The organism is Nocardiopsis coralli (assembly GCF_014892575.1).
GTDB classification, from domain to species: domain Bacteria; phylum Actinomycetota; class Actinomycetes; order Streptosporangiales; family Streptosporangiaceae; genus Nocardiopsis; species Nocardiopsis coralli.
In genome coordinates this window covers 45,893-60,616 of the sequence record NZ_JADBGI010000034.1, presented here as the reverse complement: position 1 = coordinate 60,616, position 14,724 = coordinate 45,893, and the positions used below count along the sequence as shown (strand labels likewise).

Here is a 14,724-nt window from a genome sequence, read left to right as displayed (position 1 = left end):
CGCCAAGTACCGCCACTCCCGCACCGAGAACACCCCCACCAACGGGACCGGTGGCACCGGTGGCGGCGCCAACGGCGGCTCGGGTGCTGAGGTCACCGACCCCGACAAGGACAACGACAACGTCGGCACCGGCTAGATCGTCAGGGCCCCTCCGTGGGCTTGTTGTGGGCCGATCTCAACCGGGCCCACCGGGCCCCACCGGGCCCCACCACGCCCCACCGAGCCCAACCAGGCCCCACCGGGGCCAACGGAGCATCCCCAGACCCGGGGCCAGCGGTGCAGTGGTGCAGTGGTGCAGTGGTGCACGCTGGGACGGCCACTGCCGCAACCGGCCCCGCCGAGGCCCACCGCCCACCAAGCCCAGACCCCAGCCCAGGCCCCAGGCCCCAGGCTTCGCCTCTGGAGAATCTCCACGGCATCCCCACCGCATACCCCTCGCACGCGACCGCACCTCAGGCCGCAGGCCAGCGCAGGCCCATCCACGGCGGTCGGCTCTGGCTCCACCGGACCCGATCGCACGTGAGCCTGCTCCTGGCCCGAGCCACCGTTCCCAGCGGTCGATAGTGCCCAATTGAGCACCTGAAAACGTTGTCAGTGTCCTTTTGAGCACTACCAACGGCACAGAGGCGCAGAGACACAGGATCGAGCGCCCTCCCTCTCGGCTCCACCAGAAATCAGGGCACGACCGGGCGACCCGGCGACCGCGCGATTGGTGAGCAGTCAGCCCAGGCCCCGGCAGGTGGCCACCCGCACACGTGCCACCAGGCCTGAATCCTCGACTGGGAGTGCGCAGGGCCCGGAGGAGGCGCACACGCCGACGACACCCGGCAGCCGCCCCAGGGCTTGGCGAATCTCCAGGACCGCGGTCGCCACCCCCGTCTTCGACGGTCACATCGCAGCGCGACCCGAACGGAGAATCTCCGAACCTGGATCCGGTGACGCCCGCTGGGCCGGTGACCGGTGACCGGTGGATGCCGCACCTGGCTCAGCCAAGGGGCACCACGCTCCGCGCACCAGGCCTCGCCTGGAGAATCTCCATGGAATGCCCGCCGCGTGTCCACCGCATGCGACCGCATGCCCATCCACGGCGGCCGGCTCTGGCTCCACCGGACCGGACCCGATCGCACGAGAGCCTGAGCCTGGCCCGAGCGGCCGTTTCCGGTGGTTGATAGTGCTCTATTGAGCACCTGAAAACGTTGTCAGTGCCTGAAAGAGCACGAACAACGCCAAGGAACCGGGCACCTGCCGCACAGAGCGCAACAGCGCCACCCGCAACGGGGGGTGACCGGAAACAGGCCCGCCCGGGGCTCACCCACACACGGTGTCACCCCCGACTGCCCCGTACCGGAGCTTTTGGAGGCTCGGAGGAGGTGCGCACGCCTGCTACCCCCGAGACTCAATGCACCGCCAGCAGTGCGCGGGGCCCGGGGCCACCCGCACGAGTGCCACCCCGACACTCAATGCCCCGCCGGGAGTGCGGGGCCCGGGGCCACCCACACACGTGCCACCCTCGGGACTCCATGCTCGGCCGGGAGTGCGCGGGGCCCGCCTGTGCCGTTGCTTGTACCGCCGCAGGAGCGAGCCACCATGCCCACGCCGTAAGCGTTGGTCGCAATGGGGTGACCACAGGGGGATTGTTGTGCCCACCGTTCCTTTGTGCTGGCGGGGCGTCTCGGGGGAGCGGGTGGTTCGTCGATGCGGGTCGGGTCAGCCCGGCGAACAGGGCCGGAACGCACACCCCGAGGCGCCGCGCTCCACCACAAGAACGCCGACACAACCGCTCCAACCCTGTGAACTGGTGGGGCGCCGACGTGGGTTGCGGGAAGGCCCGGCCGGGCTAAGATCCCGGCCCCGACGAACCACCACCCCCGAGGCAACACCACAGAACACCCCACACCCCACAGGCACCCCGGCACGCACCCCACACCCTCAGGACCCCTCACACCCCAGAACCCAACCCCCGGACCCACACCCAGAACCCCCGACAACCCCACCCCGCACGCACACCACCGATCAATCACCCACCCATCCACCAAGCACCACTAACCACCCAGCACTAACCACTCACCCACCAAGTGCCTCCAACCGCTCCCGCACCGCCCGCACCTTGTCGTCCACGCCGGCCTCCCCGTACAGCGCGACCGCCCGCTCCAGATCCGCCCGCGGCCCCTCTGGGGCATGGTCGGCGCGCTCGAGGTGGTTGTCGGCCATGCGGCGCCGGTCGTTCAGCCGGCCGTGGCGCTCGATGGCGCGGTCGTACTCGCCGAGCGCCGCCGCGATATCGCCCTCCCGTGCCCGCAGCCGGGCGGTCACGGTGTGGGTGCGGCCGTGGTTCTGGTGGTCCCCCTCCGCCAGCAGGGAACGGGCGTGGTCGAGCAGCTCGGCCACCCCCCGCAGGTCCGTGTCCGTGTCCGCGTCGGCATCGGTGTCTGCATCGCCCAGGAGCAGTTCGGCCAGCTTGCGTTCCGCGATGTGCAGGGCCCTGCCGTCGAACGGGTCCACCTCGCGGGCGCTCTGCCGTGCCTGCTCGAAACTGTCCCGGGCACGGCCCCGATCCCCAAAGGCGAGGAGGGCGTCCCCGTGGGCCTCCTGCGCGGTCAGCCGTACGAGGGGGTTCGCACCCTCCGCGAGCTCGAGCGCGCGTTCGGCGTCGCGGCGGGCCTCGGCCAGGTGGTTCTCGCGCCGGAAGGCGATGGAGCACTGGGCATGGATGCGCGAGAGCCGTGCGGGCGGCACCACGGCTGCGGCCCCGGCAGCCCTCAGCAGAGCGGGGTGGGTGTCGCCGATGTCGCCGAAGAACCCGCGGGTGAACCAGAACGGCCACAGCACCTCGCACAGTTCGGCGGCCTCGGCGTGGTGGCCGTGCAGCACCGCGTGTGTGATGACCGCGATGAGGGCGCCGCGTTCGGCCTCCAGCGCCTGTCCCGCCTCGTCCGCGTTGGCGAAGGAGCGGGCGCGGTCGGTGCCCGCCGGGAAGGCGGTGTCCCCGTCGAGCTCGATCTGGAGCCAGCGGTCGGAGAAGATCGCATGATGGGCCGCGTACCCGAGTTCGGCGTAGTGGGTGAGGGTCGTGGTGATCTCGTCCATGTTTCCCTTCATGTGGAAGGAGGGGGAACGCCGCAGACGGCCGGAGGCGAAGAAGTACCGGTCGCCCGGGGTCCGCGGCCCGGAGCGCAACACGTGCAGGACCCCGCCGCGCACGAGCTCCTCCAGGTCGGGCACGAGGCCGTCGGCGCTGCGGCGGGTCATCCGGCACAGCAGGTCGGTCCCGAAGTCGGCGTCGGGCAGTCGTGCGAGCAGCCCGACCAGGTCGCGAAGCCCTTCGGTCACCCAGGCGTCGGCCGCCGGCGCCCCGTCCCCCGCGTCCGGGAAGACCTCGCCGTGTACCCGGGCGAGCGCGTCCTCGTGACGGAACGAGGCTGCCATGACCCGCCGCGCGTAGGCGTTCAGGAGCACGGTGTCGCCGTCGGCCTCGCGCACGAACCGGTCCACCATCGCCGCGTCCTGCGGCGTGCGTGTTTCCACCGACGCGCGGCGGCAGAACAGGTCCCTGGCGTGGTGTTCCGGCAGGGAGCGCAGACGGATGATGCGCTGCTCGACGTGTTCGAGGACCTTCTGTTCCTCCGGCGTGAGGGTGTCGAGGTCGAACTCGCCCTTGATCAGGACCACGACGACGCTGCCCGGGCTGGTCGCGGCGAAGGGCACGATCTCGCTGGGGGTGCGCGGCGAGTCGACCAGGACGGCGGTGGGCCGGCTCCACTGGGGTCTCTCGCGCAGCGCCCGCAACCGTTCCTCGGGCACCGCCGGGATCCGGTTCTCGGGTACACCCTTGCGGCGCAGTTCCTCGGCGATCGCGAAGAGCACGTCGTTCCTGGACAGGTCGGCGTGGTGGTACCGGCCGGAGAAGCGCGACCCGTGCGCGGCCCGGCTCTCGTGCATGATCTTCAGCCCGAGGGCGGAGGAACCCTGCCCCGGGCCGGCGATCAGGTACAGCAGTGTGGCGTGGTCGCGTCCGCGGTCGATGGCTTCGAGGGCGGCGCGCAGGGGCTCCTCGCGGTCGACCATCGCGGGCGGTGCGGGCAGGTCGTACCCCGGTGCGTCGCCGTCGCACTTGCCGTCACCGCCCTGCATGGTGACGTTCATGTGCATGGCCTGGAGGACCGTGCCGTCCCCCGAGACCGTTCCGACGTTGTTGCTGACACGGTTCTCGGGCTCGTGCACGAAAGGGTCCTCGCGGCCGGGGGTCCAGGGGCATCGCCACCCTAATCGTGCCGGATCGGGCGCACGGGCCCCGGGTGTGGCCGCAAGCGGCCAACGCCTGCCCGGCCCGGCCCGGCGGGAAAACCCTTGTCACTCCCCCGGGACCCGGGCATAGCCTTCCCGTGACAACGGCCTCCAGGGCCCTCCACACCCCACATGAATCGCGGTGACCATGAGCGCGACCGGACTCCGCCGGCTCGGCCCCTCCGACCTGCACGTCTCTCCCCTGTGTTTCGGCGGCAACGTCTTCGGGTGGACCGCCGACGAGGCCACCTCCTTCGCCCTGCTCGACGAATACGTGCGCGCGGGCGGCAACTTCGTGGACACCGCCGACGTCTACAGCGCCTGGGCCGAGGGGCACAGCGGCGGCGAGTCGGAGTCGGTGATCGGGCGGTGGCTCGCGGCCCGGGGCCGCCCCGACGGTCTGGTGCTGGCGACCAAGGTCGGCGGCCACCCCGACTTCCAGGGGCTGAGCGACACCAACATCCGTGCGGCGGCCGACGCGTCCCTGCGGCGCCTGGGCGTGGACACCATCGACCTGTACTACGCGCACTTCGACGACGCGGAGACCCCGTTGGAGGAGAGCGCGCGGGCCTTCTCCGACCTGGTCGAGGCCGGCAAGGTGCGCCACATCGGGCTGTCCAACCACAGCCCGGAGCGCATCGCCGAGTGGATGGACCTCTGCGCGGACCGCGGCCTGCACGCGCCGGTCTGTGTGCAGCCGCAGTACAACCTGGTCGAGCGGGGCATCGAGTCCGACCTGGTGCCGTTGGCGAAGGAGCGGGAGCTGTCGCTGCTCCCCTACTTCGGGCTGGCGCGCGGGTTCCTGACCGGCAAGTACCGCAAGGGCGGCGCGGAGGTCGACAGCCCGCGGGCGGGCAAGGCGTGGGACTACCTGGAGGAGCCGCGCGGCGAGCGGGTCCTGGCCGAACTGGACCGCATCTCCGCCGAGCACGGCACGACGCAGGCGGCGGTGGCGCTGGCGTGGCTGGTCGACCGCCCCGGTGTGACGTCGGTGCTGGCCAGCGCCCGTGACCTGGGCCAGCTCGAGGGTCTGCTCCCGGTGACGGAGCTGCGGCTGACCGCGGAGGAGTCCGAGGCCCTGACCGCGGCCTCGGACTGCCCCCCTCCCCCGGCTGCCGCCCCGTCAGGGTGCGTGCAGGAGTTCGTCCACGAGCGCGGCGACCTGCTCCACGGCCACGAGGAACCCGTCGTGGCCGTGGGGTGAGGAGATCACGCGCGCGGGCCCGGGGACGGGCAGTCCGCGGGCGATCTCCTCCTGGAACCCCAGCGGGTAGATGCGGTCGCTGTCGACCCCGCCCACGAGCGTGCGCCGGGGCAGCGACCGCAGGGCCCGCGCGGTTCCCCCGCGCCCCCGGCCGATGTCGTGTGCGTTCATGGCCTCGGTCAGCAGGACGTAGCCTGCCGGGTCGAAGCGGTGCACGAGCTTGTCCGCCTGGTGGTCCAGGTAGGACTCGACCGCGTAGCGCCCGCCGTCCGCGGGGTCCTCGCCGTCCTGGGGCAGGTTCCCGAAACGTGTGTCGAGTTCGCCGTCGGAACGGTAGGTCAGGTGTGCGATCCGGCGGGCGATCCCGAGCCCCGCGGCGGGTGTACGGCCGCTGCCGTGGTACCCGCCGCCCTGCCAGTTCGGGTCGGAACGGATCGCGTGGAGTTGGGGCGCGGCCCAGGCGATCTGCCGGCCGGTGGTGGCGGCGGGGCAGGCCAGGACGAGGGCCCGTTCCACCCGGCCGGGGAAGGTCAGCGCCCATTCCAGCGCACGCATCCCGCCCATGGATCCACCGATGACGGCCGCCCAGGCGGGCACGCCGAGCGCATCGGCCAGCGCCGACTCCGCCCGTACCGAGTCCCGGAGGGTCGCCCGCGGGAACCGAGCGCCCCAGGGCCGGCCGTCCGGGGCGAGCGAGGCGGGCCCTGTCGTGCCCTGGCAGCCGCCGAGGACGTTGGGCGCCACGACGAACCAGCGGTCGGTGTCCAGGGCGCGGCCGGGACCGACCAACCCGTCCCACCACCCCGGGGAGGGGTGGCCCGGCCCGGCCTCACCGGCGATGTGGGCGTCGCCGGTGAGGGCGTGCAGGACCAGGACGGCGTTGTCCCGTGCGGGGGCGGGCCGGCCCCAGGTCTGGTAGGCGATCCGGACACCCGGGAGCACGGACCCGTTCTCCAACCGCAGCGGTTCCTCCAGGTGCACCCACCGGCGCTCGCCCTCGGGGTCGCCGTCCCGCCAGACCCCGGCCCCTGGGGCGAGGGGGACGGTGGGCGCGCGCCCTGGCCTCATTGGTGTGCCTTCGCCGCCCGGAACCCCAGTTCCAGGTCGGCCTTGAGGTCCTCGACGTTCTCCAGGCCCACGGCCAGGCGCACGAGCCCGGGTCCGGCTCCCGCCGCTGCCCGTTCCTCGTCGGTGAGCTGGCTGTGGGTGGTGCTGGCCGGGTGGACGATGAGGCTGCGCACGTCCCCGATGTTGACCAGTTGGCTGAAGAGCCGGGTGCCGTCGACGAACGCACGCCCGGCGTCGACGCCGCCGTGCAGGTCGAAGGAGACCACGGCGCCGGCGCCGTCGGGCAGGTACCGGCGGGCCTGGTCGTGGAAGGGGCTGGAGGGCAGGCCGGCGTAGTGCACGGCCTCGACCTCGTCCCGGCCCTCCAACCACTCGGCGAGCGTCTGCGCGTTGGCGACGTGGCGTTCGATGCGCAGGGAGAGCGTCTCCACCCCCTGCAGGATCAGGAAACTGTTGAACGGGGCGATGGCGGCCCCGGTGTCGCGCAGCAGCTGGACCCGGAGCTTGGCCGCGTAGGCGCCCGGCCCCAGGGCCTCCCAGTACTTGAGCCCGTGGTAGCTGGGGTCGGGTTCGGTGAAGCTGGGGAACCGGTCGCCGTGCGCGCCGAAGTCGAAGGTGCCGCCGTCGACGACGACGCCGGCGATGGTGGTCCCGTGCCCGCCGAGGTACTTGGTGGCCGAGTGCACGACGATGTCGGCGCCGTGGTCGATGGGCCGCAGCAGGTAGGGCGTGGGCACGGTGTTGTCGACCACGAGGGGCACACCCTGGTCGTGGGCGGCGTCGGCGACGGCGCGCACGTCGAGGACGTTGCCGCCGGGGTTGGCCAGGGTCTCGGCGAAGTAGAGCTTGGTGCCGGGCTTGGTGGCCGCGCGCCAGGCCTCGGGCGAGTTCTGGTCCTCGACGAAGCTGACCTCGATGCCCAGCTTGGGCAGCGTGTGGTGGAAGAGGTTGTAGGTCCCGCCGTAGAGCAGGCTGCTGGAGACGATGTGGTCGCCGGCGCCCACGAGGTTGAGCAGGGCGGAGGTGACCGCGGCCGATCCGGAGGCGAAGGCCACGGCCGCGACCCCGTGTTCCAGGGCGGCCAGGCGCTCCTCCAGCACCTCCTGGGTGGGGTTGGTGATGCGGGTGTAGATGTTGCCGGGTTCGGCCAGGCTGAACAGGTCGGCGCCGTGCTGGGTGTCGCGGAAGACGTACGAGGTCGTCTGGTAGATCGGCGTGGCCCGTGCGTTCGTGGCCGGGTCGGGGCTCGCGCCGGAGTGGATCTGGCGGGTCTCGAAGGACCAGGAACCTTCGGCGGTGGTCTCCGTGGACACGTGCACACCTCTTCTCTCTATTTCCAACCGGAAAAGTAGGATTAGGCTTCACGGGGAAGGTAGCACCCCGTCGCCGACCCGGCCAGCCCTTCGGGGCGATCCATCCCACAAGGATCGGGCCGCCCGGGTTGTTGCAGGCCGCGGCTGCACGGGTAGGCAGCCCCGACACGGCGGGAACTCCTGGAGGTTCAGCGACGTTCTTCGATATCGCCCGAGACCCCTCGCGAAGGAACGAGGGGCGATCACGTAAGGTCATTGACGCACTACAGAACGCACGGGGGGCGAGACGAGATGACGAATGAATTTCCCGACGACCAGGGCAAGGACCCCGGTTCCTTCGACGAGTTCCTGGCCCGTTTTCTCGGTGCACGCGGACCGGTCCGGCGGGTCGACCTGTCCAAGCTGATGAGCACCGAGGCGCGGCAGGTCGCCGACGCGGCCGTGCACCGGTCCCTCGAGTCCGGCGGGGCCGACGTCGACTCGGTGCACCTGCTGTGGTCCCTGCTGCGCTACCCGCCCACGCGCGAGCTGATCGACCGCACCGACGCGCAGGTCTCCAAGCTCGAGGAGGTCATCGACCAGGCCGTCGCCCAGGCACCCCGGTCGGTGCGCGGTTCGGCACGGCTCACTCCCTCCGCCAAACGCGCCCTGCTCGACGCCCTGCAGATCGCGCGCGCCACCGGCAGCTCCAGCATCACACCCGAGCACATGCTGTTCGCACTGGCGGTCAACCCCGACAACCCGGTCAGCCAGCTGCTGCGCGACTCCGGCGTGAGCCCGCAGGCCCTGCAGCAGGCGTCGGGCCCGCAGGCCCCCACCGAGCAGGGCGAGTCCGAGCCCTCCAAGACCCCCTCGCTCGACGAGTTCGGCACCGACATGACCGAGCTCGCCCGGGAGGGGCGCCTGGACCCGGTCGTGGGCCGCGACGCCGAGGTCGAGGAGTGCATCGAGGTCCTGGCCCGGCGGCGCAAGAACAACCCGGTGCTCACCGGCGACCCGGGCGTCGGCAAGACCGCGATCGTGGAGGGCATCGCCCAGCGCATCTTCGACGACGACGTCCCCGACGTCCTGCGCGGGCGGCGCCTGGTCCAGCTCGACCTGTCCGGGATCGTGGCGGGGACCCGCTACCGGGGCGACTTCGAGGAGCGCCTCAACCAGATCGTCGAGGAGATCCGCACCCACTCCGAGGAGCTGCTGATCTTCATCGACGAGATCCACACGATCGTGGGCGCGGGCGCCGCGGAGGGCTCCACCAGCGCCGGGAACATGCTCAAGCCGGCGCTCGCCCGCGGTGAGCTGCACATCATCGGTGCGACCACCGTCGACGAGTACCGCAAGAACATCGAGAAGGACGCGGCCCTGGAACGCCGCTTCCAGCCCATCCAGGTGCCCGAGCCGTCGGTGGGCGACACCATCGAGATCCTGCGGGGGCTGCAGGACCGCTACGAGGCCCACCACCAGGTGCGCTTCAGCGACGAGAGCCTGGTTGCGGCCGCCGAACTCTCCGACCGCTACGTCACCGACCGGTTCCTGCCGGACAAGGCCATCGACCTCGTGGACCAGGCGGGCGCGCGGGTGCGCCTGCGCCTGAAGTCGTCCAGCTCGGCGCTGCGCGAGATCGAGAACCACCTCAAGGAGCTGGAGGAGAGCAAGGAGAAGGCGGTCCAGGAGGAGGACTACGAACGCGCCGGGCGGCTGCGCGACGAGATCATCGAGGCCCGCAGTTCGGTGCACCAGGCCCGGGGTACCGGTTCGGCCGTGCCCGAGGTCGGCGCGAACGACATCGCCGAGGTGGTCTCGCGCAGCACGGGCATCCCGGTCAGCCAGCTGACCCAGGAGGAACGCGAGCGCCTGGTCAACCTGGAGGAGGTCCTGCACGAGCGGGTCATCGGCCAGGACGCGGCGGTCACGGCCGTCTCGGAGGCGATCCGCCGCAACCGGGCCGGGCTCGACGACCCGGACCGGCCGGTGGGCAGTTTCCTGTTCCTCGGCCCCACGGGTGTGGGCAAGACCGAGCTGGCGCGGGCGCTGGCCCAGGCGATGTTCGGCTCCGAGGAGTCGCTGATCCGCATCGACATGAGCGAGTTCCAGGAGCGGCACACCGCCAGCCGCCTCACCGGTGCCCCTCCCGGGTTCGTCGGGTACGAGGAGGCCGGCCAGCTCACCGAGTCGGTGCGCCGGCACCCGTACTCGGTGCTGCTGCTGGACGAGGTCGAGAAGGCGCACCCGGACGTGTTCAACCTGCTGCTGCAGCTGTTGGACGACGGCCGCCTGACCGACGGGCAAGGGCGCACGGTCGACTTCCGCAACACCGTGGTGATCATGACGAGCAACCTGGGTTCGGAGGCCATCACCGGCGGCGCCCCGATGGGGTTCACCAGCAGCGGCGAGATGGACACCGACACCGAGCAGCGGGTGATGCGCCGGCTGCGGGAGGAGTTCCGGCCCGAGTTCATCAACCGCATCGACGAGGTCATCGTCTTCAAGCAGCTCGGTGAGCAGGAGATCGGCCAGATCACGCGGCTCATGCTGGAGAAGACCGAGGAGCGCCTGAAGAACCAGGGCATCTCGGTGCGCTTCACCGACGAGGCGGTCGGCTGGCTGTCCCAGCGCGGGTACCAGCCCGTCTACGGGGCGCGGCCGCTGGCGCGCACGATCCAGCGCAACATCGGCAACAAGCTCTCGCGGATGGTGCTGGACGGCCAGGTCGTCTCCGGTGACCGGGTGCTCGTCGACGCAAGCGGCGACGAGCTGACGATCAACACCGTCGACACCTTCTGACCCGGGCCCCGGGCGGAGTCCGGCCCCGGACCGTCGCCGTGACGGTCCGGGGCCGGTGTGTGTCGCGGTGCCGGGTGCGAGCGGCGGGCCGGTGCGGCGCGGGCCGCCGGGTCAGGCCGGTTCCGGTTCGGGTTCGGGGCCGGGACGTCCGGGAACCGGCGGCTCGGGCGGCATCGGCTCCGGCTCCGGTTCGGGCTCGGGCGGCGGCATGGGTGTCGGGGGGAACGGGTCCGGCGGCATCGGATCGGGTTCCCGTACGGTCCCGTTTCGGGTCCGGGTCGGCATGTGCACTACCTCCTTCGTTGGGGGACGTCCGTCGGTCCGGGGGTCCCGGGCCGGGTCATCGTTCGGCTCTCAGGCGGGGCAGGAGCTCGGTGGTGAAGAACTCGAAGAACCCCTCCTGGTCGTCGCCGACCTGGGAGATGAAGAGCTCGTCCACCCCTGCTTCCAGGTAGGGGCGGATCGCCGCCATGTGCACGTCCGGGTCGGGCCCGCACGGCACCTTCGCGGCGACCATGTCCTCGCTGACCAGTTCGCCGGTGAGCTGCCCGAAGTGGCGCGGCAGCGGCAGGAGCTGGAGCGCCTCGCCGGGCAGGGCCTCGGTGGGCCAGCGGTGGTGGACCATGCGCCGGGCCTCGGCCTCGTCCTGGTGCCAGCAGACCTTGAGCCCTCCCTGGACGGGTTTTCCCGCGCCGCCCCGGGCGCGGAACATCTCGATGGTGTCGGGGCTGGGCGCGACCTGGATGAGGCCGTCGGCCACGCTCGCGGCCAGGGTGGTGGCCTTGGGCCCGAACGCGGACATGTACACACGCGGGCGTTCCTCGGGAAGCGTGTAGATGCGGGCGGTGTCGAGGTCGTAGTACTCGCCGCGGTGGGTGACGAGCTTGCCGGTCCAGAGCCGGCGCATCACCTCGATGGCCTCCTCCAGCATCGCGATGCGCTGGGCCGCCGGCGGCCAGGGCAGGCCGAGGATGTGCTCGTTCAGGGCCTCGCCGGTGCCCACCCCGAGCGTGAACCCGCCCCGGGCCAGGGCGGCGGTGGTGGCGGTGGCGTGTGCGATCACCGCCGGGTGCATGCGTGTGGTCGGGCAGGTCACGGCGGTGGTGATCGGCAGTGCGGTGGCCTGGCCGACCGCCCCGGCCACCGTCCACACGAACGGCGACTGTCCCTGGCTCTCCAACCAGGGGTGGAAGTGGTCGCTGATCCACAGGGCGTCGAACCCGGCGGCCTCGGCGCCCTGGGCCTGGCGGACCAGCGCCCGCGGGGTGTGTTCCTCGCTGGAAAGAAAGTAGCCGATGCGCGTCACGTGCACTCCCCCGTCGTCGGCCGCGCACCCGGCCGGCCTCAGTCTCGCCGGTCGCGCGTGTCCTGATTGAGTCGGTCGACGGCCCGTTCGTTGAGCGCGGCCGCGCTCTCGGCCAGCCGCCCCATCCTGCTGTTCCCGCTCTCGTGGCCGCTGCGTTCGGTGACGTGGTCGGGCACGGTGGGCAGGATGCGTCCGGCCACGCGCATGGCCTGCTGGGTCAGGCCGGGGGCCAGGCCGTGCACGGCCATGGCCACGCGGGTGGTGGGGTTGAGCACGACGAACCCCCGTCGGCGCGCGGTCGCGGCGACGACACGGCGGGCGGCCCGGTCGGCGTCGGTGCTGAGCAGGGGCAGGCCGGCCAACAGGGCGAACCAGGCGTACTCGCGTTCGGGGTCGCCGACGAAGAGCACACCGCGGTGCGACCCGGTGCGCATCAGCCCCGGAACCACGGTCGTGACCCGCACCCCGCTGCGGCCGGTCTCGGCGGCCAGCCCTTCGGACAGGGCGGCCCAGGCGTGCTTGGCCGTGGAGTAGGGCAACAGGTGGGGGACGGTCAGGTAGGCGCCGATGGAGGTGATGTTGACCAGGGAGCCCTCGGTCCCGCGCAGGTGGGGCAGGGCCTCGCGGGCGACGTTGAAGGGGCCCCAGTACATGATGTCCATGGCCTCGGTGAAGGCGGTGTCCTGCATCGCCTCGGCCGGGCCCACCCGCATGACGCCGGCGTTGTTGACCACGACGTCGAGGCGTCCGAAGAGTTCGACGGTCTCGCCGACGAGGGCGCGGACCTGTTCGCGGTCGGTGACGTCGCAGACCACACCATGGGCGTCGACGCCGCGGCCGATGAGCTCGGTGACGGCACGGTCGAGGTTGCCGGGGTCGCGCCCGCAGATGACGACGGAGGCCCCGCCTGCGCCGAACTCGCGTGCCAGTTGGAGGCCGAGGCCGCGGGTGCCGCCGGTGACGAGGGCGACGCATCCGCGCAACCGCCCGGCCCGGCGGCGTTCGGCCAGCGCAGAGGCCCCGACCCCGATGACGGCGCCGGCCCCGGCCCAGGCAGCCAGGTCGAGCGCGCGTTCGCCCGGCGTGGGACGGCGCTTCCGGTTGCGGTACCTGTTCAGGGCCCAGCGGGCTCCGAGGAGCGCGACGGGTGCCTTCCAACCGCTCACCGGTGGTCTCCATTTCGTCAGGGGACGGCGGACGTGGTGTGTCGGTTACCCGGCAGTCGGGACGCAAAAACCGCAGGTGGGAAGAGATGGGGTTCCGCGTCCGCGCTCTTGGGCCCCTGAACAGCACGCGGAGAGACATTTCCGCTCGGAATATTTGTGTCACTGCGGGTATCGTCTGCCCTGCGGACCGTCGAGGCCGCCTAGCAACGTCACCACCCTCGGGAAGGGGACCCCGTGCTGGTCAAGGGCGGCAACACCCGGTCACCGTCGGAGAGCGACCGTACCGCCCCGATCGGCGACGCTCTGCACGACGCGCCCCACGGGCCCATCGGCCCGGAGGAACGCCTGCGTTCGGGGGCCCGCGCTCTCGGCAACATCCTGCACCCCGACCGTGTGGTGGAGCAGGCCGTGCGCCACCCTGTGCCCGAGGCCGCCGACCTGTGCGCCCTCTTCCTCGCCGGTCCCGACGGGTCGGTGCACTGGTGGTGCGCCTTCCACGACGAGCGGGGACGGCGCGGGGTCGGCACGGGCCAGGGCACGTGGAGCCCCGCGGCGGTGGCCTCGGCCCCGTGGCTCGACGAGATCCTGCGCGGCACGGCCTCCGAGGGCGAGCCCGCGCCGGGCGACCCCGTGGAGGCGCTGGTGCGCACGTTCCTGCCCCTGCGGGACGGGCCGGGGGCGCTGCGGGCGGTGGCGGTGCCGGGGCTGACGGAGGTGGCCGGTGCCCTGCTGCTGCAGCGCGGCAACGGTGCGCTCGACGTGAGCCCGGGGACGGCGCGCGACTACGCCGAGGGCCTGGGCACGTCGCTGAGCACCGCGCGCCTGTACCAGCACCAGGCCCGCACCGCCTCGACGCTGATGTCGGCGCTGGTGCCGGCTCCGCTGCCGGACGTGGAGCACGCCGAGCTGGGGGCGGTGTTCCGCTCCTCCGTGGAGGCCGAGCGCATCGGCGGGGACTTCTACGGCGTGCACCCGCGCGAGCACGGCTTCGACCTGGCCTTCGGTGACGTGTGCGGCAAGGGCAACGACGCGGCCCTGCTCAGCGGGATGCTGCGCCAGTCGCTGGAGGCCCTGCGCCTGGTGGAGCAGGACCCGCGCACCCTGTTGAGCCTGCTCAACGTGCTCATGTTGCGCACCGACCCGGAGAAGTTCAGCACCGTGCTGCTGGGGCGCGCCGAACCCGCGCCCGGCGGTGCGCTGTCCCTGCGTCTGGCCGGGGGCGGGCACCCCGCGCCGTTGGTGGTCGGCCGCGGCGGCGACGTGCGCGAGGTACGGGTGGGCGGTCTGTTCGTCGGCGCGATCGAGGAGGCCGTCTTCAAGAGCACGGACCTGGTGCTGGAACCCGGCGAGACCCTGGTGGTCTACAGCGACGGTGTCACCGAGGCCCGCAACCCGCTGCGCGGCGGGGAGATGCTCGGCGAGGAGCGGCTGCGGCGCCTGTTGGGCGAGTGCGGGGGCGCTTCGGCCCACGCGACCGCGGAGTGGGTGGCCCAGCGTGTGGGCGACTGGCTGGACGGCGGCGAGCACGACGACATCACGGTGCTGACGCTGCGGCCGCGGGGGTCCGGTCAAGGCTGACGGGGCTCCCGTGGGCACGGGCCT

8 protein-coding genes are annotated in these 14,724 nt (G+C 72.1%); 3 read left to right on the top strand and 5 right to left on the bottom strand.

Annotated features, from left to right (window positions below; genetic code table 11):
• Positions 1-2,064 precede the first annotated feature (2,064 nt).
• Complete coding sequence (locus IDM40_RS26030) at positions 2,065-4,221, bottom strand: tetratricopeptide repeat protein (protein WP_193124722.1); 2,157 nt, start codon at positions 4,219-4,221, stop codon at positions 2,065-2,067.
• 211 nt (positions 4,222-4,432) lie between these two features.
• Between IDM40_RS26030 and IDM40_RS26025 the strand changes: the two genes are divergently transcribed.
• Positions 4,433-5,488 carry an aldo/keto reductase gene (locus IDM40_RS26025; protein WP_235997953.1) on the top strand — a complete coding sequence of 352 codons (1,056 nt, stop codon included), beginning with the start codon at positions 4,433-4,435 and terminating at the stop codon, positions 5,486-5,488.
• Here the strand turns inward: IDM40_RS26025 and metX are convergent.
• Together metX and IDM40_RS26015 are read right to left on the bottom strand one after the other, a co-directional pair.
• Positions 5,408-6,556 (bottom strand): homoserine O-acetyltransferase MetX, encoded by a 1,149-nt coding sequence (gene metX / locus IDM40_RS26020; RefSeq protein ID WP_193124721.1) that lies wholly within the window; start codon positions 6,554-6,556, stop codon positions 5,408-5,410. The two genes, IDM40_RS26025 and metX, sit on opposite strands and share 81 nt — an antisense overlap.
• On the bottom strand, positions 6,553-7,869 hold the full coding sequence (locus tag IDM40_RS26015) for a bifunctional o-acetylhomoserine/o-acetylserine sulfhydrylase (protein WP_193124720.1): 1,317 nt from the start codon (positions 7,867-7,869) through the stop codon (positions 6,553-6,555). The genes metX and IDM40_RS26015 overlap by 4 nt, the downstream gene beginning before the upstream one ends.
• 291 nt (positions 7,870-8,160) lie before the next feature.
• Between IDM40_RS26015 and IDM40_RS26010 the strand changes: the two genes are divergently transcribed.
• On the top strand, positions 8,161-10,650 hold the full coding sequence (locus IDM40_RS26010) for an ATP-dependent Clp protease ATP-binding subunit (RefSeq protein WP_193124719.1): 2,490 nt from the start codon (positions 8,161-8,163) through the stop codon (positions 10,648-10,650).
• 340 nt (positions 10,651-10,990) lie between these two features.
• Here the strand turns inward: IDM40_RS26010 and IDM40_RS26005 are convergent, their stop codons facing one another.
• Complete coding sequence (locus IDM40_RS26005; RefSeq protein ID WP_193124718.1) at positions 10,991-11,956, bottom strand: TIGR03557 family F420-dependent LLM class oxidoreductase; 966 nt, start codon at positions 11,954-11,956, stop codon at positions 10,991-10,993.
• A gap of 38 nt (positions 11,957-11,994) precedes the next feature.
• Entirely contained in the window at positions 11,995-13,122 is a 1,128-nt protein-coding gene (locus tag IDM40_RS26000; RefSeq protein ID WP_193124717.1) for an SDR family NAD(P)-dependent oxidoreductase, read from the bottom strand.
• A gap of 234 nt (positions 13,123-13,356) precedes the next feature.
• Between IDM40_RS26000 and IDM40_RS25995 the strand changes: the two genes are divergently transcribed.
• Positions 13,357-14,700 carry a PP2C family protein-serine/threonine phosphatase gene (locus IDM40_RS25995; RefSeq protein ID WP_193124716.1) on the top strand — a complete coding sequence of 448 codons (1,344 nt, stop codon included), beginning with the start codon at positions 13,357-13,359 and terminating at the stop codon, positions 14,698-14,700.
• The last annotated feature ends 24 nt before the right edge of the window (positions 14,701-14,724 follow it).

What these genes read in the sequence shown, in the direction of transcription:
- metX (WP_193124721.1), bottom strand. Translation starts at nt 6,556, where the DNA reads ATGAGGCCAGGGCGCGCGCCCACCGTCCCCCTCGCCCCAGGGGCCGGG.
- IDM40_RS26010 (WP_193124719.1), top strand. Translation starts at nt 8,161, where the DNA reads ATGACGAATGAATTTCCCGACGACCAGGGCAAGGACCCCGGTTCCTTC.
- IDM40_RS26025 (WP_235997953.1), top strand. Translation starts at nt 4,433, where the DNA reads ATGAGCGCGACCGGACTCCGCCGGCTCGGCCCCTCCGACCTGCACGTC.